The following is a 24932-nucleotide window of genomic DNA, read 5'->3' as shown; positions in this document are numbered from 1 at the left end:
CCGCAAGCTACAATACTTTCACTCCGTCTATTTCACATTCTGCACCACCTCATGCGCGCGTGTTAGGTCGTATAAATCCGGAAACGAAGCTAGCCTCGCTGTTGCCAGAACGATAAGAGAGTCAGATTTCTCAAAACACATCAACGGTCTGTCGTTCTTGTGGTCCGTTTCAAAACACCTGCGCGAATACCGCTCCGTCGATATCACCACTGGCGTCACCGAAGTGAGCGACCACGATGCAGCAGCGCGGAGGGGCGAATGCAACGGGCTACTGGATGCCATTCCTCAAGAGATTTTGCCATGACCTTACGCCTGCCGTTGCCACCCCTCGACGATTACCGGCACGTCGATCAGGGCGTGTTCCGCCAGCGTTTGACATTGCGGGACATCATGACCCCTCGCTGCAGTTTCGCTAACGCCCTGCGCCGCGAAACCGTCCGTCAAGCCTTCAGCGGTATGCCCGACTATTACGACTGCCTGCCTGTCATTGATGGCGACGACCGTGCGTCGGTCACCGCGCCGATCGTCGGAGTAGTCGACCGGCACCGTGCCAACGTGGTCGCTAGAGTACAGGACGAAATGGATGATGCAGAGCCCATTTCGGCCGATCTGCCGCTCATCGACTTTGTCGCGCGCGCGGCCGGTACACGCTTCTCTTTGGTCAGCGATCCGGCGGCTGACGCCGTTGTGGGGCTAGTAACGATCCACGATCTTGCCCGCTTATCTGCCCGGCTCGCAATTTTTGCTTTGCTTCTCGAGGTAGAAGAAAAGGTGGGGGAGGTTATTGCACGGTTTGCAGGCCCCGACGAGTTTGCGTGGGCACGTTTCTTGTCGGCAAGGCGCGAAAAACCAAACCGGCCCAGCCCGCGCGAAGATTTCGAAAAATGTTTACGTCGGGCCCGTGATAAAGATGGCTCCGGTTCGGTTCTCCTCGAAATGGGTCTGAGCCAAAAACTCTCGCTTTTATATGCCATGAGGTCAGACATTCTGGGACCCCGCCTTTTGATCCCCGACAAGCTGACTGACCTGCGCAACACGATTGCCCACGGGAGACCCTTTGCCCACCGCGGGAAGGCGACAAAATTAGCTGTGCCTGTTCATGACGTGCCCGCCATCGTCCGAAATGTCCGGTCACTTTCTGAGGCACTCGGGAACAAACTGCGGAGTATGTCATGACCGAAGATATTACGGCTGTGCGGGAGGCTGTACGGAGATCGCTGCTGCTGGATTTCGCGGTCGTGCCGCCGCAGCATGCGACTAGCCAGCAAGTCCATCTGGAGGTCTGGCAGGTACGCGGGCGTGACCGCGTGGTAGGCATCGAATATCACCCTGCTCGGGTGAACCTTTGGGTGACAGCGCAAAACTTGCCTGCCGGACTTCCGTCTACGATCGACCGTGACGACAAGCTACCTAAAGGGCGTGGTTGGATTGGCAAGGATGGCAAGGGCGCAAACAGCAATCTGTCCGCATATGATGCTTTCCGGACGCGCAAGATCGCTCGCCTTGGAGTGATGACCACTGCGGATGTAGAGCGCATATTGGGACATTTGCTGCGCTGAAGCATGTAACCGCTTGCTAGCACAAATGGGAGTTCGTTCCAGCGGCAATATCGCAACGTTGTTGACCAACGAACTTAGGTCTCCCTAGATCACAACGAAAGATCGTGATGGCCCGCTGGGGAAATCACGTAACCGGACGAACTGGAAAGATTTTGCAGATGGTGAAAACATGATGGAAGATGACCCGCTTTTCTATTGGAGGCTTTCAGATCACGTCTCGGTGGAAGACGCAGCCATTCTCATCGCTGGAGGAGATCCGAGCGCGGTAGACGAAGTGTATTTCGAGGGGGTGGATTCTTTGCAGCGGGAGGAAGTGAAGCGAACGGATGGTCACCCTGGCTTCGTTGCAACGTTTACCGGACTGAAGACCGCGGTGCGCCTCGGCAGGCTAAAAGCTGTGCTTGAGTACCGGGTTTACAATGGGTTCCAGTCGGATCGTAAGGAACCATACTGGGCTCTTCCTCAACGCTGGCTGACCGACCCGAGTAAGTTTGAGTTTGATTTCGTAGATGATGGCCGAGATTCCGTTTTCCTTGCGAAAGAACCAGACTGGTCGAGAACCATGCTGGACGTGCGGGACCTGAAAGTATGGCTGCAGGAAAGAGGCATCAAAACGGGCTTCTTCTTCCCAGCGTCACAAGCGGATGAAGACGACTTCATGGACCCATCACATGATCATTTTGCTCCTGAATTAGCGATGGCTGTTGCAGCGTGGCGCGCGCTCTCTCAAACGCAGAAGCTGCGGCAAAGTCCCAAGGCAGCGATCGATGGGTGGATCACTAGCAACCCCTCCGTGTGGCAGGGCGAAGGTGAGATCTCGGCCAGCGCCAAAGAACGTATCGCCACGGTCGCGAACTGGAATCGTTCTGGCGGTGCGAATCCTACGGGTGGCTAACCTACCCACCCGTTAGTCGGAACCTACCCACCCCTTCCCGGGCAATGCAGCTGGGCTTTTCCACGGAAATCTCATGCCTCAACCTGTATCTCACACTAACAGGTCGGTAGGTTAAGGCTCTACAGGTAGGTAGGTTTTCGCAAGCGACCCAGCTATTCGGCCGACCCAAGATGCGCCCACTATCGCCTCATATCAAACCATATGAGGTACTAATTATGACTCTCAGCGATCCCCTTTTGAATGCCCGGGAAGGTGCAGCAGAGCTGGGCATCAGCGAACCAACCTTCTGGCGTTGGGTCGCGAACGGCACCCTTCGGAAACCCGTGAAGCTCGGAAACATGAGCCGGTGGCCGCGTTCCGAGCTGATCGACTTCATTGAACAAGCTAAGGCCAAGCGGGCCACCGCATAACGAAACCGCCACCCCGGCAAGGGCGGCGGCTGTATTCGTTTATTTGGCATAGTGTGAGCCTTGAATATAGCCTGACACCGCCCTGCCCGCAAGAATGAGGCAGAGTATGACACAAGACAAAACGAAGCGTTTCGGTTGGGCGACCCTCCACGATGTTCTCTGTATCAACGCCCTTGTACACCGTTTCGGCCTGACCCAGGCGGAAGCCGCCGTGGTCACTGTGGTCGCAGGGCTGGCCGGGGGAGGCGACGAATGACCTTCCAAACCAAGATCGCCGACCCTGCGTTGCGGATGCGCGCAGCTTGGGCTGAGGCCGTGTGCTTCGCGTTAGCTCATTCTCACCCGATCGACGGCGCCGCGATCTGCGCCGCCTATCTGGAAACCGCCGAAACGGGCGGGCCGCTGCTGGGTGACCCGTTTGGATTGGTCGTCGGTGACGCCCGCTTGTGGGCAGCGTCGGCACCGCCGCACGAGCTGGCCGCCTACACACTTGCCGGGCTGGAACGGCTGCCGAAGTCGCAACTTTCGACTGGCACCCGCAAGACCGCCTTCATGGCGATCTGGCGCAGCTTCAATGACCATGACCGCGCTGCCTTCCTCTGTGCTGTCAGGGGGGCAAATTATGGACGGGAATGAATGGGTAGATTCGGCGAAGGCGAAAGACGTAACCGCCGCTGACGCCATGGCCGAAGTGAAGTGGCTCTCTGCGCTAGACCGGGCTGATTATGAGATCGCCAGGAAAGGCGCAGGCGCCCGATTGGGCTGGCGCGTGTCAGTGTTGGATGCCGAGGTGCAGAAAGTTCGGCCCCGTGACGCGCGCGAACAACAGGTCGATGACGCAGATAGCATTGGCATTGAAACTCTGACGCCATGGCTGGACCCTGTAGACGGCGCTTCGCTGGCAGAGGAAATCCGCAACAGATTGCGGGCGCATGTCGTGTTCGGTGCTTCTGGCGATGCCGACGCCGCCACGCTCTGGATTTTCGGCAGCTATCTCATGGAGACTTGGCGCTTGTGGCCGCGCTTGATGGTGACCAGCCCGACGAAGGCATGCGGTAAAAGCACGTTGCTTGAAGTCCTGGACGCAATGGTGCAGCGGGGTTTCATCGCTTCGAACGCCTCTCCCGCTGCCGTCTTCCGGGCGATAGAGGCATGGCAGCCGACCCTGTTGTTAGACGAAGCCGACACTTGGATGACGCAGAACGAGGAACTGGCCGGTGTTCTCAACTCCGGCCACACCAGGCGAACCGCCCGTGTGATCCGCGTCGCCGAGGTAAATGGCGAACATCTGCCGGTGGCGTTCTCGACTTGGTGCGCGATGGCGATTGCCGGGATCGGAGCGCAGCGCGACACGCTTATGTCGCGGTCTATCGTGATCGGGCTGCGCCGTCGTTTGCCTGACGAACCTGTTGACCGCCTGCCCTTCGATCTGCACCAGCAGCTTTTGCGCATCCGTCGCCAGCTCGCCCGCTGGGCAGTAGACACAGCAGATCGCATCGCTGCGATGCAGTCCGAGCCGCCCGATTGCGGCGATGACCGCCGCCGGGACAACTGGACGCCGTTGCATCGCATAGCCGCCGCCTTGGGGTGCGCTTGGCCGGACCGCGTCGCTAGCGCCTATGCTGCACAAGCTCAGGCGCAAGACGAAGATACGGAACCGGCGGGCGTGATGATGCTGCGCGACTTGGCTGAGATGTTTGCCAGCCGCCGCGTGGATCGCATCGCATCTTCAGAACTGGTCGGCGACCTGCTGCTGCTCGAAGAGCGCCCCTGGGCGGAATGGCGGCACGGGAGGCCGGTCACAGCGCAGAGTGTCGCAAAGCTGCTGAAGCCCTTCGGGGTAAAGGTGCGCGTTCTGAAGCTGAACGGAGCGGCGGCGCGCGTCTACTTGCGCACCGAAATTGAGGCCGCCGCCGCCCGCTATACCCCACAGACGCGTAACCCCGTAACCCTTGCGCAAAATCAAGAAGTTACAAGCATTTCAAAGCGTAACCTTGAGCCAGGGGTTACGCCTGTAAATCTTGGCAAGTCATTGAAGTATATTGAAGGTTACGGGGTTACGCCTGCAACGACCACTGAGGCAACCCCAGACATACTTGAGCCGGATTCCTAGGCCTGACACAGCCAACCCACATTGAAAGGACGGGCCAATGGCAACGACCGAAAAGAAAGTCGCCGATGCGCGCCACGAAGCGTTCGTTCGCCACTATCTTATCCACGGCAACGCTTCGCGCGCCTATCGCGAAGCGGGGTATCGGGACGGATTGGGGACGCGACAGAGTGCTCATCGTCTGCTGACATCTGCTTACATTCAAGCGCGTATTTCCGAAGAACGACAGAAGATTCTCGCCGCGCTTGACGTGAAGGTTCTGAACGTCCTCGACCGCCTCAAGGCCATAGCCTTCGGAGACGCGGCCGCCATCACGGAGTATGTGACCGGAGCCTGCCGCTACTGCCGTGGCATCGAGCACCGACATCAGTGGAAGACCCACCGCGAGTTCGCCGACGCGATGGAAGTCTACATGGGCAAGGGCGAGTTGCACCACGCTGTCTACACCCCACCGGACGACAAGGGTGGCTACGGCTACCGGTTCAGCGAGGCGCCGCACGCCGACTGCCCAGAATGTGACGGCGAGGGAGAGTTCAGGGTCAGGTTTAAGGACACCCGCCTAATGACCGACGACGAGCGCAAGTTCTTCGTGGGCGTCAAGCAGACCCAGCACGGCATCGAGTTCAAGTTCAACGACCAGATGGCCGCCCTAAAGGAGCTTGCGAAGCGCCTCGGATTCTACAGCCCGGCAGACGACCGAGAGACGAATGTCATCGCGCGCCTGATCTTGGAGTTGCAGTCTAGAGGCGAGATCGAGCGGATGCCACTTCGCAAGGACCCGGAACCTACTCAATAAGTGCACGTACGATGAACACCTAAGGGTGCCGCTGCCACCAAGCGCATGAAGGAAATAGGCCCAAGCTGCATCCGATCAGCAGCGCAGCTCAAGTTAATGAGATTCGCACTGAGACAATCCATCTAGACAAACAGACTCAAGCGGTGCAACGAGGTCGCCCCCACGACGCCGGATCGTCAAAAAGAGTCCGCGCTCAGGCCCGCTTCTTGTGGCCCTGCCACCGGCTGTTAAGCAGGACTTCCCGAAGCTTGGCGTACTTAATGGCGCGGGTGGTCGCGCCTTTCTTCCCAGAAGCAGCGTCCGAGACGCTTTCTTCAATTTCTCTGCTCAACGTACCAAACTTGGTATTTTTCACACCCTTCGGCAGTTCTTTAACATTCATGTCAAGCCTCCGGTCGATGGTGTTTAGTTTGCGCCAAGTGGAGCAGTTGAGCAAGTTGAGAAGCAACATCCTGTAGGGCATCCACCGCTAGCTTTGGCGAAAGACCGCCATCCGGGTCGTCATCCGCACCATTCTTGAACCGATTTGGCTGGTCGCTCGTCATGATCAGGACACCAAGCGGTTTCGTGGCTCGAACGCTCATCGGAATTGATGCCAACGATACATACAGTTCGACATCATCATCTTTGAAATTGTCAGGCGGGGCAGCGATCCATGCCGCAACGTCAGGGTGGGTCGCGTCTCCACAGATCAATTCCCTTTTCATTTCGAACGCTTTTCCCACATGTCCACTCCCTGGCGTCCAGGATCTGTGCTCGCCCACGGCATCAGAAGGGCGAGATCGGAAGCAGGCTATGCACTTCAGCAGGTTCTCGCGCTCAATATATTCGTATACAGATATATTCATGTAATCATCTGACATGCCGAAGAGACGAAGTTTGTATGCAGCGATGAACTCAACGGCCACCCGAAAAAGATCGCATTTCTCCTCTTCGGAAATTCTTTCCGCTACGAGCGCCTGATCAACCAGTTCCTGCAACAGTTTCGTCAAGCTGAGCCAAGATGAGAAGATTTCGCGAGCAGCCTCTGAACCTTCGAAGTCATCTTCAAGTTCCGCGACCCTGATCTCCGACGCATGGAGGGCTTTGAGCTGATCCGCTGGGCTTTGCTCAATCGCAAACAGCAGAACGGTTGTCACGGCGAAGGCAACCAAACCGACCCAAAAAAGCGGCCCTTCTGACGATCCCGTTTCTGCCCCTGTCCCTTGGAGGTAGGCAGAAAGCGCAAGCAGCAAACCACCTGCTAAGTTTATAAGCTTCAAGACAAACGTGGCCGCAGCCAAGGTTCGAAGATGATTTTCAACAAATTCCCATGCAACCAATCTAGCCACCTATCCGAAAGATTGTTAATTTTAAACGAAGACACTTAATAGGCGGGTGAAATCCTCTCCGTCGCCTTGCACCTCCGATCGTACCTCAATCGCAGATGAAGGAACAATCCCGTTGGAAGTCTTTTGCAGGATGCTCCTTAACTTGGGTGCTGAGCACCGTCGGGAGATGGGGCTCGCCCAGCCCAAGCCCCATCTGTTCAATCAGTACTAAAGTTTAACGCCTCGCCCCGTTTCAGAATCTCGTAGATCACCCCTTCAAGGATCGGCAGGGCCTGCCGGTCCTTGCTGAGAAGCAGTGTTGCAAGCGCGCTGTGCGATGACATGGCGCGGACCACCGCCGCCTGAACCGCGCCGGGCAGGTTCCCCTTCATCGCTTGATCTTTCGTGTTCTTCTCGATCTGCGCCATGACCACCCGGTTTTCGCGGGTGATTGCCGCCACTTGGTTCACGAAGGCGACCTGATCCTCGATCGGGGTCGCCTCGCCGAAGAGGCTGTTTAGCCGCTCGATCAGTTCCTGGATGTAGACCGGTAGCACGCCGGGGCGCCCGCCTCCACCTCCACCCTTGACGGGCTGAAGAATAGGCTCTTCGGGTTCAGTTGCGCCCCCTGTCGGTTCACGCTCCGCGATATGGTATCCGGTCAGGGCGATCCCGTGCAGGTCGATCTGATTTGGAGGTATCCCGTCCAGCCGGTTCGCCAGCAGCTTAGCGAAGGCGGCGAAGGTTTCGAGGGCCGGGTCCCCGAGGTCGACCAGCTGCGCGATATAGGCGTAGAGCCGACCGAACCGGGCCAGACCCGCCTTGAAATCGGTGAGGGAGACGATCGCCGTCTCGACCTGCTGGCGCTCGTGATCAGCGCGCTTCATCCCGTCCTCGTTCCCGGCGCTCTTCGCGCGCAGCCAGGCGTCCTCGGCTGCGCCGGCCCGATCCCGCAGCTCGGCGAGGCGCCGGTTGTAGGCGTCTGTCGGCTCCTGAGTCGCCGCGAACATCGCTTTGTGCGCGGCCTCATCGTCGGCGCCACTTGCGGCGGCGACCGCGGTCCGGAACCGGGCCCGCCGGAAGTCGAGCATGTGCGTCTCGTCATAGAGCCCCTGATCGTCGAGGAACTCTTTCAGGTCGTAGATGACGTTAAGGTCCTGAACCTCCTCGATCCGGGCGCCCCGGTCATACTGGGCGAAGGCGGCCCAGACCACGTCTGGGTCGTTAATGAAGTCGATGATGAAGGTCTGGTCCTTCCCGGGGAAGGTCCGGTTCAGGCGAGAGAAGGTCTGAACGATCTCGACGGCGTTCGCGATCTTCTTGTCCACGTACATGGCCACTAACTTCGGCTGGTCGAACCCGGTCTGGAACTTGTTCGCCACGAGCATCACCCGGTATTCCGGCCGGTCGAAAACGTGGCGCAGGTCCTTGCCGGCCGCGTCCGGGTTCATGTTCGCCTCAGTGAACTCGGCGTCATCTTCGACGATGAACGCGTCCCCCTTTAGAAGGTCATCGTTCGGGTGCATCACTTCGCGCCCGGTCAATTTCCCCGAAAAGGCGACCAGGGCCCGGATATTCCCGTATGCTTGGTTGGCCGCGATGAAGGCGTCGAAGGCGCGCTTGTACCGGACCGCGGCGGCCCTGGAGCTGGTGACGACCATCGCCTTCGCCTTCCCGTCGAGTAGGTGGGTCACGTTCTTCGAGAAGTGCTCGATGATGAACCGGGCCTTCTGTGTGACGTTCGTCGGGTGAAGGGTCATCCATTTCGCCAAGGCCCGCTTGGCCGCTTTCCCGTCGACCCGCTTCTCCTCAACGATCTCCTGCCCGAGGTTGAAGGCGGTCTTGTAGGGGACGTATCCCCGCAGCACGTCAAGGATGAACCCCTCATCGATCGCCTGCCGCATCTCGTATTTATGAAACGAGACCGGCAGGTTGTCGTTCCCAGCCGGGCGAGAAGGGTTCGTCGGACGCCCGAAGAGCATCATGGTGGAATGTTTAGGGGTCGCAGTGAAGGCAAAATGGGACACGTTCGCTGGGCGCTTCCGGGCCCGCTGGATTTCCAGGAGGATGTCCTCAACCGTCATTTCCGCCGCGTCCTTCCGGGCGGACAGGGCCAGCGTCGCCTGAAGTTTTGACGCCGTGTTCCCGGTCTGGGAGTTGTGCGCTTCGTCTATGATCACGGCGAAGTTCCGGTCCCGCAGCGACCGCTCGGTCAGGATCGCCTCCATTGCGAAGGGGAAGGTCTGGATGGTCACCACGATGATCGGCGTCCCATTAAGCATCGCCTCGCTCAGTTGATCGCTCTTCGACTTTGAGGACGTGTCTCGGTCGATTGCCGCAATTAGCCCTTTCTGGTGGTCGATCTGCTGGACCGCGTCCTGAAGTTGCCCGTCGAGCACGTTTCGGTCCGTCACGATGATTACCGTATCGAAGATCGGCGCCCCATCATCCCGGCGCAACTTTACCAGGTCATGCGCCGTCCAGGCGATGGTCGAAGTCTTTCCGGACCCTGCGCTATGCTCACACAGGTACGGGTATCCGGGCCCTTTCGACTTCGCGTCTGCGATCATGGTATTGACCGCGTCGAATTGGTGGAACCGAGGAAAGATCAGGGTCTCCTTGACCGTCCAGTTCCCATTCAGGTCGACTACGTTCTTCTTCTCGACATAGACGAAGCTGTGGAAGATCCGCAGGAACGCTTCCGGCTGGCAGATCTCCTCCCAGAAATAGGCGACCGGATACTCACCATCAGCCCGGGCCGCGTTGCCGGCCCGGCCGTCATTCCCTTTGTTGAAGGGGAGGAAGAAGGTGTCGGCGCCCGCGAGTTTCGTGGTCATCCAAATCTCGCTGTCTGACATCGCGAAATGAACAACCGCACCCCGCTTGAACGAAAGGAGCGGGTGCTTGCGTTTTGTTACAGGATCGACTGGAGGCCGGTCGCGCCGGTACTGGGCCTTTGCGTGTTCGACTGACTGAGTGAAGTCCGTCTTTAGCTCGACCGTGGCCAGCGGCAAGCCGTTTAGGAAAAGGCCGAGGTCGATGGCGAGCTCCCGCCCGGGATGATACCTCAGCTGGGGCACGACCCGGAGCCGGTTCGACGAATAGCGATGCAGGACCTGGTCGTTCCGCTGGTCCTCCGGGGCTGCCTCGGACAGATCCAGATGCCCCGCGCCCGCGATGGAAAACCCTCGGCGCAGGGTCTGGACCATCCCTTGTTTGTCCAGCGCTGCCTCCAGCCGGTCCATGACCAACGTCAGGGTCTTGTCTCCGTTCATCGCCTGTAGTCTGTCCCATTTCTCAGACTGGGTAGCCCGGAGCCAGGCCTCCAGATCCTCCGCGTACATGGCCCGGTCCGCGTCATAAGCATCGGTCGTGCCTACCAGCCAGCCCGCCGCGGCGAGCTTCTGGACGATGTAGGACTCAAGGTGCTTCTCGTGATGCAGGTCGCTCATTCGGTCGGCTCCTGACTGGCGGCCTGCGCCTGCTGCCACTCGTGATAGTTCTGGGCCGAGCCTCTGACCTTCCATTCCAGCCGACCGTTGCTGTTCCTGTCCAAGATGACAGCTGACGCTGCGGAAGGACTGCTAAAGGACCAAGGTTTGGCGAAGCGCAGCCGCTCTCCGTTCCCAGGAACTAGAACACCATCTGCTATTAGTTCTTCCTTTAGCTGCCCGTACCCCAAGTGCTGGACATGTCCCGTTCCACTTAAAGCTTCTGATCCCTCCAGCACGACGAACTCCCCATCCTCCTCGACAGCGGTCGCTTGGACGCCGCTCTTGTGGCGGATCTCGAAATGGATCTCTTCCAGCGTCCGCTCCTCGGCAGGTTTCGCAACTTGGGTCACAGCACGGGGCTGGGGCTTGAGCATGTCTAGTCCGATCACCGGCAGGATGATCCGAAGGTTTTCGAGGAACTGTTCCATGTTAGCGACATCGGCCTCCGGCAGGCGGCGGCGATCGGAGTCGGGGTGGGTTCCGTTGTCCAGCGTCACACGGCCCGCCATCTTCGATACGGCAATCAGCCGCGCCTCCAGATATTCTGCATGGCCCTTCGACAGGTCATCGTCGCTGGTGGTGACGGTGATCGCGGTTTCCCAGAAGTCGCGCTTCTTCGCGCTCTGTTCGATCCGCTCTGACACCGAGTTTCCGGACCCGATATAGACCCGGGTCACGCCGGGCTTGTCAGGGTCCGGGCCGGACAGGATGTAGACCCCGGTCCGGTCCACCTCGGATCGGGCGGTCAAGTCGCCGAAGGCCGAGGCCCCGCTGACGAACAACAGGCCGGTCCAGCCGTGGATCGTCGCCTTGCGCAGGCCCGTTGGTTTCCCGTCGACCAGGAAAAGCTGGATGGTCCGCCCGAATGTCTCACCCGTGGTCATGCGGCCGCCCTCACGTCGATCTTGCCGGTGACGGCGGCCGCGATAAGTGCGGTGCGCTTTTCTCGAAGAAGGTCGATACTGCGCTCGGTCAGGGCGGTCAGACCATCAATTTTTGAGGTCTCCACATCGATCGCGGAAAGGATGCGGTCCTGCTCTTCCAGTGGCGGCAGGCACGCCTTCAGCGCTCTAAAATGATCCCAGTAGAGCCGCAGCCGGAAATCCGCGATACCGCGCGAGAACCGGCGGATTTCCTCGGCAGCACTCTTGGTATGAAGAAGGTGTTCGACGAACTTGGTCCGGAACGTGGTGACCGGAGCCGCGACCACATAGGCCGGGCTGACCAACCCCTTGACCGTAACAGCCCCAAACGCGCCCTGCCACGCGCGCATCATGTTGTAGACCAGATCACCGGGTGCGACGCCCTGATACTTTGTCCGGTCCTCGCTGAGGGCGACCTTCCGGTCCCGGTCCTCATCAGCCAGTTCCCCGTCCGTCACACCGTCGTGGATGGAGACGGACAGGACCGGCAGGGCCGGGTCCGCCGGGCGCGAAACTTCGCGGAACAGGGCCGCGATGCGCAGCACCTCCCAATGGGCGGGCACGCGGCCCAGCCAATCCACGCCCGAGTCCTTCATCGGCGCGTCCGGGTCGATGCCCTTGGTCACCGCATGGGTGATCACGGCCGCCCGCTTTTCCTTGAGCAGCGCGATGAACCGGGTCTTCTTCTCGATCAGGCCGTCAATCAGGCCGGTTTCGCGGTCGAGGAAGCGGGCGATGGCGACCTGTTCATCTGGATCGGGGGCGACGACCGACATCCGACGCAGATCTTCGAACCCGAGGGACTGACGCAGGCCACCACCCATTGAGTAAAAGACCTTCTGAACGTCATACGCCCGCATCAGGTAACTCATGAAGCCCGGGAGTACGCCCTCTGACCGGACCGCCAGATAGGCCGACGTGATGATCCCCCGTTCCAGGCAGATCGCTGACCGCAGACTACGCTTGTCGTTTTGAAGGTCGGTCAGACGGAAAACGACATCGTCCGGTTCGACGATCTGGTACGTTTCAAAGGACTCAGGCAGCAGGCCGTTCGGCGTGTTGATGTCCTTGCGTATGATGTTTCCGTAACTGAGGGACAGGAGGTTATCCTCTTTCATCCCGATGTTCTTCGCCCACCGCTCTTTCGCGACCGCATAGAAGGGGCGCTCATCCCAGTGCTCCGGGATTTCCTCAATCCACGGCGCGTTTGCAGGTTTCACCTCGGCATGGCGACGGTAACTCATTCCGTCACCTCCGCCAGCACCGCCGCGATTTCGGCCTCAACCGCCTTTAGCTCGGCGTCGATTTCGTCAAGATCGCGGGGCGGCTGGTATTCATAGAAGTAGCGGTTGAAGTTGATCTCATACCCCACGACACCCACCTGGCCGTCGTACTCGTCGCGGAAATCCTCATCCACATAGGCATCGTGCGCGTGGGGCAGCACCTCCTGCGCCATGTAGTCCCGGATGTCGATGCCCAGCGGAATGTTCTCGAAATCCGTCAGGTCGTCATCGGGGATCACGGCGCCATTCTTGTCCAGAACCGGGTCAAGGTCCGGGTCGCGGACTCCGAAAGCCTTCTGGAACGCCTTGATAAGGGCGGCGTTCACCTTGCCCAGCCCCGGGTCGCGTTTGGCCGCGTTCTTCACCCATGCCTCGGACTGGTGCCAACTGTGTTCCGCACCCATGTCAGCGTCAAACAGCGCGGTCCAGGCGGCCTGTTCCCCGGCCGACAGCTTTCCCCAGGCGGTCTCATCCGCCAGCGCCGCCAGCTCCTCGGCCGAAATCACGATCTTCTTGCGCAGCGGGCGCAGGACCTTGACCCGGCGATAGCCGAAGGCGCGGCTGTCGAACAAACGGCTCTCCTTCGTCTCGGCAAAGTCGGAATACATTTGGACGATCTGGCGGATCTGGTCTTCCCCGACCCGGCGCCGCTTGTTCCCCTCGCTCTTGCGCATAGGTTCATACATCGCGGTCGCGTCGATCAGCTGGACCTTCCCCTTCCGATGGGCCGGCTTCTTGTTGGACAGGAGCCAGATGTAGGTGCCGATACCGGTCCGGAAGAAGATCTCGCTTGGCAGGGCGATGATCGCCTCGACCACGTCCTCCTCCAGGAGGTAACGCCGGATCTCGGATTCCCCCTGACCCGCGTTCCCGTTGAACAGGGGCGAGCCGGACAGGACAATCGCCGCCCGCCCGCCGCCTCGTTCCGGCGCCTCCATCTTGCTGACGAGGTGGAGAAGGAAAAGCATCGACCCGTCGTTGATCCGGGGCAGTTTTGGACCGAAGCGGCCTTCGAAACCCTTTTCCTGATTTTCCCGGACAACGGCGGCCTGATCCAGCTGCCACGGTTTGCCGAAGGGTGGGTTGGCCACGCAGTAATGGAACTTGTCGTTCGCGTACTTGTCGTCGGAAAGGGTGCTGCCCAGCTTGATGTTCTTCGACAGGTCCCGGCCCGGATCGGACTCGACGGTCTTAAGCAGCATCGAGGCGAGGCAGACCGCGTGGGTCTCCGGCTCCAGCTCTTGGCCGTAGGGCACGATGACGGGGGCGATGGAATACCGATCACGCAGCGCGCTCACATGCTCCATGCCGTCCGAGAGAAAGCCTCCGGTCCCGCAGGTCGGGTCATAAAGGGTCCGGATCAGGCCCGGGTTATCGATGAACATTTGGTCATCCGGGTCGAGCAGCAGCTCGATGGCCAAATGGACCACGTCGCGGGGGGTCATGAAGTCTTCGGCGGCTTCGTTTACCTCGGCTCCGAAGCGGCGGATCAGGTGTTCGTAGACGTTGGACATGACCCGTTCCGGAACCGCGTCCGGGTGCAGGTCGATTGCGGCGAAGTTCTGGCAGATCTTGTAGAGGACCCCGGCCTTGTCCATCCGGGCCAGCGTGTTGGCGAAGTCGAATTGCTCGAAGATGACGCGGGCGTTGTCCGAGAAACTGGCAATGTAATCTTCGAGATTTTGGCGGGTCCGGGTCGCGCCAAGGCTGCGCAGTTCGTAGTTCGAGGTGTTGTAGAATGGATAGCCCGTCTGGGTCGGAAGGATCACGCCCAAGTTGATCCCACTATCCTTCATTGCCGCCACGGTCTGACGGACCTGATCCCGGGTCGGTTCCAACACGCATTCGAGGCGGCGGAGAAGCGTGAATGGCAGGATCACCTTGCCGAAGTCGACATGCTTGAATGGACCCCAGAGGTCGTCCGCGTTCTTCCAGATGAAATCAGCGAGGGAGGTGTTGGTCGTCTGGGTATTCATCTGTCGCCTTTATCTGGATTAATCGTTTTCATCTTTGGCTGTCGTATCCGCGTCATCAGTCTGAACCGTGCCTCGCTGTGCTTCATGGCTGACGACAAGGCTCCCACAAGCAACCACAGATCGCAGAAGGTCATGTTCGGACCCTCATATGAAGCTGTGCATGCTGTTCTTTCCGATCGGCAGTCCTCTTTAGACAGCATAAGGACCATCCCCACTTCTTATATATAAATCAACCTGATCCGGGCGTACCCTGGGTTTCCGATCGTCCAGTGTGGCAATCGGGAAAGCGAACAGGCACGAGGGCTATGTCAAGCATCGCCATGAGGTCAGGGAACAGGTGGCGACGGATCGCCACGCCGTCTGCCCGGAGCTCGGAAGGACGGCCCCAAGGCTAGTTACGCTGCCGTCGCCCCGCGCGCCTCCGATGTCTGACTTCTCGCTCATGGATGCGATCGAGTGTGTCATATTGAAGCTCCCAGTGTTCCAGTCGCTGACGACGTGCCGGGCGGCGAAGCCCCAAAATTCAAACCTCTGTGACCACATTGGCATGAAGCTTCCAAAGAAAGGCCGTCTGGCCGGAAGTTGTCCAATCCTAACACCTGGACCGCCCGAAGGCAGAGTTTTCCGGCTTCGCTCGGGGTGACGGGATGGTGACGCCCCCCGATTTCGCTAGAAGGATAGGGACCTGGTGCCGATCGCTCTGTGTGGCCGTTGGACGGGTTCACGTGCAGGCGTTTATGGTGGGAGTGACCTCTGGCGCCAGATGGAATCGCGCGACAGATTTTTGAGTTTGAGTGAGCAATGCGCGCAGATCAGCATGACAGCCCGCGGCCTGATTTGCGACACATATTGCGACACATTAATGGGTGGCGTAAGGGCCAAATTCCCTTATTTTGTTGATTTAATGGAAAATGGTGGCGGAGGAGGTGGGATTCGAACCCACGGTGGGCTTCCACCCACGTCGGTTTTCAAGACCGGTGCGTTAAACCACTCCGCCACTCCTCCGACGCAAGCGGCTTAGCGGGCGGTGGATGATTCTGAAAGGGCGAGCTCGCGGCGAATTCCGCTGATCGTGAAGGGTGCTGCGTGCCAGAACCCTTTCCACCTTGGCTTGCAATGGGTATGATGCGGGCGCAGCAGCAAAGTCTGCGTCGGTCCACCCGGTCAAACCGGGGGAATAAGCAGGCCAAAACCTGCATCCGGCGCGGGCGGAAAACAAAGCGTGGCACCCAGACCGCGCAATCACGAGGGCGCAAGATGGCAAGGGCAAGATTCCGGGTTTTGGCACTGGGCGTGGCGGCGACAGCGCTGCTTGCCGGTTGCGTCGAGGGCGAAGGCCCCTTCGCCGCAGGCCCCTCCACGGGCGAGGAGGCGTCGTCCTCCCCGTCCTTTGCAGCATCAGGCAAACCGCAAGACATTGAGGCGCCCGAGGTTTTTCAGGTCACCGAAACCGCGCTTTGGGATGGCCGCCCATCACTTGGCGGGGTCTGGGTCGCATCACCCGACACCACCGACCCCGAGCGGGTGATCATGCGCAACCCGTCGAACGGCAAGTCGGTCGTCGGCGCGCTCTTCCGGCGCGAACGCGACAACCCCGGGCCAAAACTGCAGATCTCCTCCGACGCTGCCGAGGCGCTTGGCCTGCTGGCCGGCCAGCCAGCCCAAATCAACGTAACCGCGTTGCGCCGTGCCGAAGTGGCCGCACCAAAGCCCGCTGCTGCCCCGGCAGCCGAAGCGATCGGTGATGCCGCGACCGAAGCCGCCCAGACTGAAGCCGCCCAGACTGAAACCTCGAAGACCGAAACATCCAAGACCGGCGACGCCGCTGCAAAATCTGCGGCAGGCGGGGCCGCCGAAGCCACGGCCGTCGCCGCTGCCGCCCTCGCCGCAGTCGATGCAGTTGATGCAAATGCCGATTCCGCCCCTGCGAGTGACGGCACCGCAGGCGCCGCTCCGGCCGATGCCGACGCCGCAACTGTGGACCAGCCGGTCAAGAAAAAAACCTGGCGCGAACGCCGCGCCGAGGCCAAGGCCAAACGTGAGGCCGAACGCGCCGCGAAGGCCGCCGCCGCAGCTGGCGCTGCCGCCGGGGCCGAGGGTGAAGCCGCCGCCACGGCAGCGATTGTTTCCGATATAGAAACTGCGCCACTCGACGGTGGCAGCCCAGCCGCCACCCCGGAACCTGAAACCAAGAAATCAGATGCCCCGGCGCGGGCGACCATCGGCTCTGCCGTGGGTGCCAGCGCGCAGCCAAAATCCACCGCCGAAGCCCAGCCCGGATCTGAGCCGTCCCCGGCCACAGCGGCCGGAGCCGGCCGTCCGATCCAGATCGGCTTCTTCTCGGAAGAGGCGAACGCCGACCGTGCCGTGGCCGCGCTTGCCAAAGCGGGCGTTCCCGCAACGGCGCGCAAGGAAGAAAGCAATGGCAAGGTCTACTGGACCGTCACCGCACGCGGCGACGCGGCCACCCTTGGCAAGGCCAAGGCGGCCGGCTTTGCCGACGCCTATTTCCTGAAATGACCGGGCAAGAAATGACCCGGCCCGCCACGCCGACCTGACCCTCGCGACCCGCGAAAGGACCCATCCATGTTCCACCGCCTGCGCCTTGCCCTTCCGATCCTGATGCTGTTCGCGGCGGCCCTGCCCGCCCGCGCCTTCGAGACGGCGGCGACGGCGGCGTGGGTCTATGACATGACCACCAAGACCGTGCTGATGGACAAGAACGCCGACCAGTCCGTCCCGCCCGCCTCGATGTCCAAGCTGATGACAATCAACATGCTGTTCGAGGCGCTGCGTGATGGCCGCGTCACCATGGACACGCCCTTCGCCGTCTCTGACCGGGCCGTGGAGATGACACGTGCCGGCGGCTCGACCATGATGCTGCAGCACGACGACCGCCCGACCGTGCAGGATCTGATCCACGGCATGATCGTGAACTCGGGCAACGATGCCTGCGTCGTGGTGGCCGAAGGTCTGGGCGGTCCGCGCGGCAACACGGAAGAGGCTTTTGCCGAAGCTATGACGGAACGCGGCCGCGCGATCGGCCTCACGGCCTCCACCTTCAAGAACGCATCGGGCTGGCCGGCCGAGGGTCACCGTATGTCGATGCGCGACCTCGGCATCCTGGGCAAACGCCTGATCGAAGAATTCCCCGAATACTATCAGATTTTTGGCGAGACGGAATACAGCTACAAGGGCCGGTCGCCCGACAACCGCTTCAACCGCAACCCGCTTTTGAAACTTGGCATAGGCGCTGACGGTCTGAAGACCGGCCACACCGCCGAGGCGGGCTACGGACTTGTCGGCTCGGCCAAGCAGGGCAACCGCCGGATCATTTTCGCGATCACCGGCCTGCCCTCCGACACCGCCCGCGCCGAAGAGGCCGAGCGGATCGTCAGTTGGGCCTTCCGCCAGTTCGCCGAAAAGACCGTCGCCAAGACCGGCGTCCGCGTCGCCGAGGCCGAGGTGTTCATGGGCACCACCGACAGCGTCGGCCTTGTCCCTGCCGCCGATGTTAGCCTGCTGGTCCCCGCGCTCGTGCAGGAAAGCATGACCGCAGAGGTGGTCTACAAAGGCCCGCTCATCGCTCCCGTCACCGCAGGCACCCCGGTGGCCGAGCTTATCATCCACGTCCCCGATCTGCCCGACCACAAGATACCCCTCGTGGCCGAAGCCGACGTGCCCGAGGCTGGCTTCATGCGCCGCGTCACCACCGCAGCCAGCGCGCTTTACACGCGCTACATGGGCGAGGCTCCGGCCTCCTGAATGCCGGGCCTGTTCCTCAGCTTCGAAGGCATCGACGGCTCCGGCAAGTCAACCCAGGCCCGCCTTCTGGCCGAGGCCCTGCGCGCCCACGGCCACCCCGTCACCCTAACCCGCGAACCCGGCGGCAGCCCCGGGGCCGAGGAAATCCGCCGTCTGGTGCTGGAAGGCGCAACCGACCGCTGGTCGCCCGAAACCGAAATCCTGCTTTTCACCGCTGCCCGCCGTGACCACCTTGAAAAGACCATCCTCCCTGCCCTGTCGCGCGGCGAAATCGTCATCACCGACCGTTTTGCCGACAGCACCCGGATTTTTCAGGGCATCACCCGTGGCGACCTTTCCGCCACCGTCGACCGCCTGCACGACCTGATGATCGGCGTCGAACCTGACCTGACCCTCCTTTTCGACCTCGATCCCGCCACCGGCCTGGCACGCGCCACCGCCCGCGCCGGCACCGAACTGCGGTTCGAGGATATGGGCCTCGCCTTCCAGACCAAGGCGCGCCACGGGTTTCTTGCCCTTGCCGCGCAACATACTCGTTTCCGCGTGATCGATGCTGATGCAGACCCCGACACCGTCGCCGCGCGTGTCTGGCACGTGGTTGCATCACACCTCCCGCCCTGATCGCTAAGCCGCTTCTCCGACCACGCGGCCGATAAGGCCCCGGAACCAGCGCAGCGCCGGGGAGGCGTCGGCCCGCGCGTGCCAGATCATGCCATAGCGGAAGCGCGGAACCTCGATTGGCAACGGAACCTGCACCAGGGCATCGGGCAAATTGCGCGCCAGGCGGATCGGCACCGTGGCAACCAGCTGGCTGGCCGCAACGGCAGCAAGGTTCGCCGCAAAGCTCGGTGACACCAACACGATCCGCCGGGACAAGCCATCCCGCGCCAAGGCCATGTCAACACCGCTCTTCCCCGGGTCGCCAAGGGAAACCACGGCATGCGAAAGACCAAGGTAGTCGCCCAGGGTGATCCGCCCAGCCCCGACCATCAAAGCCGGATGATCCCGCCGCAGAACCAGACCATATTCGTCCTCGAACAGCGGTTGATGGTGAAACGGCGCTGCTACGGGATCGGTCCCCCAGAACGACAGGTCAATCCCGCCTTCCTCCAGTTGCCGCAACAGGCCTGGCCCCACCGGCTGCGTCTCTATGATGGCCCGTGGCGCTTCGACCATCAGCGCCGCGATGATCTGCGGCACGAGGGTCAGCCCGGCGAAATCGCTCACTCCCACCCGAAACCGCATGGCATCCCGTGTCGGATCAAACGCCTCCGGCCGCAGGCAGGCCTGACCCTCGGCGACAATCCCGGCAACCCGCTCGGCCAAGGCCAGCGCGCGCGGCGTTGGCACAAGGCCACGTCCGCTCCGGGTGAACAAAGGGTCGCCCGTCGCCGCACGCAAGCGGTTCAGCGCATGACTGATCGCGGGCTGGCTCAGAGAAAGCCGCTCGGCGGCCCGCGACACCGATCCGTACCGGCAGAGGGCGTCTAGAATGACCAGGAGGTTCAGGTCAGGTCGCATGCACACTATTCATATGTTTGCGCATAACGTTTCATTTGTCGCATTTCATTGCAAGTGGCACCTGATCCCTGCAGCCCTTTCCGCAAGCCCAATTGGAATAAGCCAGATGTTCAGCCTCTCCACCGCCACACTTTCCGCTCCGATCCCGACCCGCGCCAAGGTCTTTGGCTGGCTTCTCGTTCTGGCAGGCATTTTCTTTGCCTACGTATACATGGTCACTCCCGGTGCCTTCTTTCCCGGCGTCACGGTCGACACCTTCGCCGAACGCTTCGGCCTCTACTCCACCGGAGTCCGCATCCTTGGCTCGGTCGTCGGCATCGTCATAGCCTTGCTCCTGAACAGCGCCGTCCTTCTTGCCCTAATGCTTGCGACCCGCATCTTCATCGAACTGGGCGATGTGGTGGTTGGGCTGATCCTCAATGGCGGACCGGATGCGAACACGGCCACGCTCCTCGCTCTCGCGACGGTCGAGGTCTACATGCTCCTGCATCTCGTCAGGCGGATCCGCCAGGCCTGACCTCGCCGCTCGCCGGCTCCCGGCCCGACATCGTTGCCCACGGCGTATTGACAACCGTTCCGCCGCGTCTTGCCCCCTCACGCCCACACCGCCGCAAGCCCTTTTCTCCTTCCAATAGAACCGCCACACCGATTTTTCGCCCTCCGGCTTCACCCAGCGCCTGACCTGACCGCTTGAAGGCACTCGCCGCCGACCGCAGTTAGTGAAAAGGTGCAGTCGGCTGTGACGCGGGCCGGACCCACAATCCGCCCGATCCACCTCGCAAGGCTCGCCCCGGCAGCCACCCTTGCCGCTCGGAACGCGCGGGGCCGCCGCGTTGCGGCCACTCCTGTCGCGGCACGCGTCCAGCCTGCACCCGTCTGGGCCGCCCCCCGGCATCACTTTTGCAACACACCGCTGGCCGCGCGGCCCAGCCGGCAAAGGATGTGCAGATCGCCCTGCCGCCAAGCGTCCAGCAGCGGCCCTCGATTCAAGGCCCAAACCCTTAACCGTTCCTGAACAGCGCTCCTAAACCTTTGACCTCTATACCATTACCCCATTGTCCCACCGTGGGACAGGCGCTCTGCCCGCAAAACCCCCTTCCCCCCGCCACCCTCGCCGTGCAATCTCCCCGGCATGGCCGCCACCGACCCCCTCCCCGATCCCGACCGCATCGAAGGTGCCCCCCACCCACGGGAAACCGCCCATCTCTACGGCCACGCCGCCGCCGAGGCCGAGGTGCTTTCGGCCTTCACCACCGGCCGCCTCCACCACGCCTGGATGCTGACCGGCCCCAAAGGCGTCGGCAAAGCCACCCTCGCCTGGCGCATCGCCCGGTTCCTGCTCGCCACCCCCGACGATGACGGCGGCATGTTCGCCCCGCCGCCCCCCACCACGCTCGACATCGACCCCGCGAACTCCGTCGCCCGCCGCATGCTCCAGCTTGCCGAACCCCGCCTCTTCCTCCTGCGCCGCGGTCCCAACGAGAAGGAGACCGCCCTCTCCCAAGTCATCTCGGTCGACGAGGTGCGCAAGATGAAATCCTTCTTCTCCCTCTCTGCCGCCGACGGTGGCCGCCGCGTCGCGATCATCGACAGCCTTGATGAACTCAACACCGCCGCCGCCAACGCCCTGCTGAAACTCCTCGAAGAACCCCCCGCCCGCGTCACCCTCCTCCTCATCGCGCACCAGCCAGCGCGCCTCCTGCCCACCATCCGCTCCCGCTGCCGCGAGCTGCGCCTTTCCCCCCTCGGCCCCGATGACCTCGCCGCCGCCCTCACCGAAGCAGGCGGCTCTGTCGCGCCCGCGGACACCCAAGCCCTCGCCGAACTGTCCGCAGGCTCCGTGGGCGAGGCGTTCCGTCTGACCAACCTCGACGGCCTGAAGCTTTACGCCGCTCTCATCCGCCTCTTTTCCACCCTCCCCCGCCTCGATCGCCCGCAAGCGCTCGCGCTGGCCGATATCGCCGGCGCCCGTGGTGCGGCAGAGACCTTCGACCTTCTCGTCACCCTGATCGACCTCTTCCTCGCCCGCCTCGCCCGCACCGGAACGCTCCACCAGACCCCGCCCGAAGCAGCGCCGAACGAAGCGCCCCTTCTCGCCCGCCTCTCGCCAACCCCCGCCGCCGCCCGCCACTGGGCCGACCTCGCCCAATCCCTTTCCGCCCGTGCCCGTCGCGGCAAGGCGGTCAACCTTGACCCTGCCGCCCTTCTCATGGATATGCTCCTCCAGATCGACGAGACGGCGGGCACCCTCGCCTCAAGGTGACCCCGATGCCCCCCGACCTAGTGGACAGCCACTGCCACCTCGACTTCCCCGACTTTGCCGAGGAACTGCCCCAGATCATCGCCCGCGCCACAGAGGCCGGCGTAACCCGCATGGTCACGATCTGCACACGGCTCAGAAACGAACCCCAGGTCCGCGCCATCGCCGAGGCCTACCGCCAAGTCTACTACGCCGCCGGAACCCACCCGATGAGCGCCGCCGAAGAACCCCTCGCCACGCTCGACCAACTGATCGCCCTCGCGCGGCATCCCAAGATGGTCGGCATCGGTGAAACCGGCCTTGACTACCATTACACCGCCGACAGCAAGACCATCCAGCAAACCTCGCTGCGCATCCATATCGCAGCTGCGCAGGAAACCGGCCTGCCGCTCATCATCCACGCCCGCGACGCCGATGATGACATGGCCGCCATCCTGACCGAAGGCTTCCGCGCCAAGCCCTACGGCTGCGTGATGCACTGCTTTTCCTCCGGCGCGGCGCTGGCCGAAACCGCACTTGACCTCGGCTTTTACCTCTCGATGTCCGGCATCGCCGCCTTCCCCAAAAGCCAACCCCTGCGCGACATCTTCGCCCGCGCCCCGCTCGACCGCATCCTTCTGGAAACCGACAGCCCCTACCTTGCCCCGCCGCCGCACCGCGGCCGACGCAACGAACCGGCCTACACCGCCTTTACCGCCAAGGCCGGCGCGCAGGTCTTCAACACGTCCGAAGAAGACTTTGCCGCCGCCACCACCGCCAACTTCGACCGGCTCTTTTCCAAAGCGAGGCCCGCCTGATGGCCACCCTGCGCTTCACCATCCTCGGCTGCGGCTCCTCCGGCGGCGTCCCGCGCCTTGGCGGTCCCGGCAACCTTGGCGACTGGGGCGACTGCGACCCCACCAATCCGAAGAACCGCCGCCGCCGCTGCTCGATGCTCGTCGAACGCCAGACCGAAGCCGGCATCACCCGCGTCCTGATCGACACCTCGCCCGACATGCGCGACCAGCTTCTCGACGCCGGCGTCGGCACACTTGATGCCGTAATCTACACCCACTCCCACGCCGACCATATGCATGGCATCGACGACCTGCGCCAGATTGTGTTCAACACTCGCCAGCGCCTCGCCGTCTGGGCCGACGGCCCGACGCAAGAGGCGCTCCTCTCCCGCTTCGGCTACGCCTTCATCCAACCTGAAGGCTCGCCCTACCCGCCGATCCTCAACCTCCACACACTCGACGGCCCGGTCACGGTCACCGGAGCCGGCGGGCCCGTGACCCTTACCCCGTTCCGCGCCGAACACGGATCGATGGACGCGCTCGGCTTTCGCATTGGGCCCCTAGCCTACCTGCCCGACGCGGTCGAGATCCCGGCTGATAGCTGGCCTTACCTAGACGGGCTCGACTGCTGGGTGGTGGACGCGCTTCGCCGCAAGCCGCACCCGACCCACGCCCACCTCGCCCTCACGCTCGACTGGATCGCCCGCGCCAGACCCTCCCGCGCGGTCCTGACGAACATGCACAACGACCTCGACTACGCCACGCTCGCCGCCGAACTGCCCCCCCACATCACTCCCGCCTATGACGGAATGGTCGTCACCTATGACAACCAGCCCTGACCGCCGCTCTTCCGCTTTGCAACAATATCCCACGGGGGTCCGGGGGTGCAAAACCCCCGGTCGCCGGCAGAGGTGAGCGCGCTTCTCGACGTCATCCTCCCGGTCTTCATCGTGATCGGCTTCGGCTACGTCGCCGCCCGCTGGCTTGGCTTCAAGGACACGTCGGTCGACGGCGTGATGCACTTCGCCCAAGGCTTCGCGCTGCCGCTTCTCCTTTTCGCGTCGATCGCGCGGCTCGATCTCGGGCAGGCTTATGACGCGGGGCTGATGCTGTCGTTCTACATCGGCGCGCTTTCGGGCTTTGGCGCGGGGTTCGCCGCAGCGCGCCTGATCTTCGACCGACCGCTGACCGACAGCATCGCCTTCGGCTTCGTCGGGCTTTTTTCCAACTCGCTCCTTCTCGGCCTGCCGATCACCGAACGCGCTTACGGCACAGGTGCGCTGACCGGCAACTTCGCCATCATCTCGGTCCACGCGCCAGTGTTCTACGCCTTCGGCATCACCTGCATGGAACTGGCCCGGTCTCACGGCCTTGGGCTTTCCCCCCTTACCCTCGCGCGACAGGTCGTCCGCGCGATCCTGTCGCAACCCCTTGTGATCGGCATCCTGTGCGGCTTTGCGGTCAACCTTTCCGGCCTGCCGCTGCCCGCCATCGCGTGGTCGGCCATCGACATGGTGATCCGCGCCGCCCTGCCCGCAGCACTTTTCGGCCTTGGCGGCGTCCTTTACCGCTACAAGCCCGAAGGCGACATGCGCGCCATCGCCACCCTTTCAGCCATCTCGCTGATCCTGCACCCGGCGATCACCTGGACGCTCGGCACCCAGGTGTTTCACCTCGACACGCCCGCGCTGCGGTCTGCCGTGATCACCGCCGCGATGGCCCCCGGCGTGAACGCCTATGTCTTTGCCAACCTCTACGGCGTGGCCAAGCGCGTCGCAGCCTCGACCGTGCTGATGGCCACCGGCCTCAGCATCGTCACCACCTGGTTCTGGCTACAGATCCTGCCCTGACCGG

General features: G+C 62.1%; 23 protein-coding genes and 1 tRNA gene. 16 read left to right on the top strand and 8 right to left on the bottom strand.

All coding sequences use genetic code 11. The annotated features are described in order from the left end of the window. The first annotated feature begins 300 nt into the window (after positions 1-300). From ACROUL_RS09140 to ACROUL_RS09105, 8 genes are all read left to right on the top strand, one after another. Positions 301-1176 (top strand): hypothetical protein, encoded by an 876-nt coding sequence (locus ACROUL_RS09140; RefSeq protein ID WP_431299189.1) that lies wholly within the window; start codon positions 301-303, stop codon positions 1174-1176. Beyond that, positions 1173-1559 carry a hypothetical protein gene (locus ACROUL_RS09135; protein WP_431299188.1) on the top strand — a complete coding sequence of 129 codons (387 nt, stop codon included), beginning with the start codon at positions 1173-1175 and terminating at the stop codon, positions 1557-1559. Before ACROUL_RS09140 ends, ACROUL_RS09135 begins: the two co-directional genes overlap by 4 nt. Before the next feature lie 169 nt (positions 1560-1728). Next, positions 1729-2454, top strand: coding sequence for a hypothetical protein (locus ACROUL_RS09130; RefSeq protein WP_431299187.1), 726 nt, complete (start codon positions 1729-1731; stop codon positions 2452-2454). A gap of 215 nt (positions 2455-2669) precedes the next feature. Then, the gene (locus tag ACROUL_RS09125; protein WP_431299186.1) at positions 2670-2864 is read left to right on the top strand and encodes a helix-turn-helix transcriptional regulator; all 195 of its coding nucleotides are present in this window, start codon (positions 2670-2672) and stop codon (positions 2862-2864) included. A 106-nt stretch (positions 2865-2970) separates the two neighbouring features. Then, positions 2971-3120, top strand: a complete 150-nt coding sequence (locus tag ACROUL_RS09120; protein ID WP_431299185.1) for a hypothetical protein — start codon at positions 2971-2973, stop codon at positions 3118-3120. Beyond that, positions 3117-3500: a hypothetical protein gene (locus ACROUL_RS09115; RefSeq protein WP_431299184.1), complete on the top strand. Its 384-nt coding sequence runs from the start codon at positions 3117-3119 to the stop codon at positions 3498-3500. The genes ACROUL_RS09120 and ACROUL_RS09115 overlap by 4 nt, the downstream gene beginning before the upstream one ends. Further along, complete coding sequence (locus tag ACROUL_RS09110) at positions 3487-4977, top strand: DUF3631 domain-containing protein (RefSeq protein WP_431299183.1); 1491 nt, start codon at positions 3487-3489, stop codon at positions 4975-4977. The genes ACROUL_RS09115 and ACROUL_RS09110 overlap by 14 nt, the downstream gene beginning before the upstream one ends. Before the next feature lie 37 nt (positions 4978-5014). Further along, positions 5015-5770, top strand: a complete 756-nt coding sequence (locus ACROUL_RS09105; RefSeq protein ID WP_431299182.1) for a terminase small subunit — start codon at positions 5015-5017, stop codon at positions 5768-5770. 193 nt (positions 5771-5963) lie between these two features. On the opposite strand, the gene ACROUL_RS09100 is transcribed toward ACROUL_RS09105, so the two are convergent. The 7 genes from ACROUL_RS09100 to ACROUL_RS09070 form a co-directional block, all read right to left on the bottom strand. Continuing rightward, the gene (locus tag ACROUL_RS09100) at positions 5964-6152 is read right to left on the bottom strand and encodes a hypothetical protein (protein WP_431299181.1); all 189 of its coding nucleotides are present in this window, start codon (positions 6150-6152) and stop codon (positions 5964-5966) included. 1 nt (position 6153) lies between these two features. Then, positions 6154-7092: a GAF domain-containing protein gene (locus ACROUL_RS09095; protein WP_431299180.1), complete on the bottom strand. Its 939-nt coding sequence runs from the start codon at positions 7090-7092 to the stop codon at positions 6154-6156. Between the two features lie 206 nt (positions 7093-7298). Next, the gene (locus tag ACROUL_RS09090) at positions 7299-10532 is read right to left on the bottom strand and encodes a type I restriction endonuclease subunit R (RefSeq protein ID WP_431299179.1); all 3234 of its coding nucleotides are present in this window, start codon (positions 10530-10532) and stop codon (positions 7299-7301) included. Further along, positions 10529-11458 (bottom strand): GIY-YIG nuclease family protein, encoded by a 930-nt coding sequence (locus ACROUL_RS09085; RefSeq protein WP_431299178.1) that lies wholly within the window; start codon positions 11456-11458, stop codon positions 10529-10531. Before ACROUL_RS09085 ends, ACROUL_RS09090 begins: the two co-directional genes overlap by 4 nt. After that, a complete protein-coding gene (locus ACROUL_RS09080) occupies positions 11455-12741 on the bottom strand; it encodes a restriction endonuclease subunit S (RefSeq protein WP_431299177.1) in 1287 nt (428 codons plus the stop codon). Before ACROUL_RS09080 ends, ACROUL_RS09085 begins: the two co-directional genes overlap by 4 nt. Next, the gene (locus ACROUL_RS09075) at positions 12738-14756 is read right to left on the bottom strand and encodes a type I restriction-modification system subunit M (RefSeq protein WP_431299176.1); all 2019 of its coding nucleotides are present in this window, start codon (positions 14754-14756) and stop codon (positions 12738-12740) included. The genes ACROUL_RS09080 and ACROUL_RS09075 overlap by 4 nt, the downstream gene beginning before the upstream one ends. A 915-nt stretch (positions 14757-15671) precedes the next feature. Continuing rightward, a tRNA-Ser gene (locus tag ACROUL_RS09070) sits at positions 15672-15761 on the bottom strand. Between the two features lie 252 nt (positions 15762-16013). On the opposite strand from ACROUL_RS09070, the gene ACROUL_RS09065 reads away from it, so the two are divergent. The 3 genes from ACROUL_RS09065 (at position 16014) to tmk (ending at position 19142) form a co-directional block, all read left to right on the top strand. Continuing rightward, positions 16014-17276 (top strand): SPOR domain-containing protein, encoded by a 1263-nt coding sequence (locus ACROUL_RS09065; protein ID WP_431299175.1) that lies wholly within the window; start codon positions 16014-16016, stop codon positions 17274-17276. Positions 17277-17342: 66 nt separating this feature from the next. Next, entirely contained in the window at positions 17343-18521 is a 1179-nt protein-coding gene (locus ACROUL_RS09060) for a D-alanyl-D-alanine carboxypeptidase family protein (RefSeq protein WP_431299174.1), read from the top strand. Continuing rightward, complete coding sequence (tmk, locus tag ACROUL_RS09055; protein ID WP_431299173.1) at positions 18522-19142, top strand: dTMP kinase; 621 nt, start codon at positions 18522-18524, stop codon at positions 19140-19142. Positions 19143-19145: 3 nt separating this feature from the next. Here tmk and ACROUL_RS09050 read toward each other — a convergent pair whose 3' ends face one another. Then, positions 19146-20042 carry a LysR family transcriptional regulator gene (locus ACROUL_RS09050; protein ID WP_431299172.1) on the bottom strand — a complete coding sequence of 299 codons (897 nt, stop codon included), beginning with the start codon at positions 20040-20042 and terminating at the stop codon, positions 19146-19148. 106 nt (positions 20043-20148) lie between these two features. Here ACROUL_RS09050 and ACROUL_RS09045 point away from each other — a divergent pair, with 106 nt between their 5' ends. The 5 genes from ACROUL_RS09045 (at position 20149) to ACROUL_RS09025 (ending at position 24928) form a co-directional block, all read left to right on the top strand. Then, on the top strand, positions 20149-20559 hold the full coding sequence (locus ACROUL_RS09045) for a hypothetical protein (RefSeq protein ID WP_431299171.1): 411 nt from the start codon (positions 20149-20151) through the stop codon (positions 20557-20559). 615 nt (positions 20560-21174) lie between these two features. Continuing rightward, positions 21175-22305 carry a DNA polymerase III subunit delta' gene (locus tag ACROUL_RS09040; RefSeq protein WP_431299170.1) on the top strand — a complete coding sequence of 377 codons (1131 nt, stop codon included), beginning with the start codon at positions 21175-21177 and terminating at the stop codon, positions 22303-22305. A 5-nt stretch (positions 22306-22310) separates the two neighbouring features. Next, positions 22311-23099, top strand: a complete 789-nt coding sequence (locus tag ACROUL_RS09035) for a TatD family hydrolase (protein ID WP_431299169.1) — start codon at positions 22311-22313, stop codon at positions 23097-23099. After that, positions 23099-23917: an MBL fold metallo-hydrolase gene (locus ACROUL_RS09030; protein WP_431299168.1), complete on the top strand. Its 819-nt coding sequence runs from the start codon at positions 23099-23101 to the stop codon at positions 23915-23917. Before ACROUL_RS09035 ends, ACROUL_RS09030 begins: the two co-directional genes overlap by 1 nt. A gap of 72 nt (positions 23918-23989) precedes the next feature. After that, on the top strand, positions 23990-24928 hold the full coding sequence (locus ACROUL_RS09025; RefSeq protein WP_431301270.1) for an AEC family transporter: 939 nt from the start codon (positions 23990-23992) through the stop codon (positions 24926-24928). The last annotated feature ends 4 nt before the right edge of the window (positions 24929-24932 follow it).

Origin of the sequence: Tabrizicola sp. BL-A-41-H6, from assembly GCF_050632395.1 — a bacterium.
Taxonomy (GTDB): domain Bacteria; phylum Pseudomonadota; class Alphaproteobacteria; order Rhodobacterales; family Rhodobacteraceae; genus JAUYQR01.
This window is presented reverse-complemented; position numbering and strand designations above follow the sequence as displayed.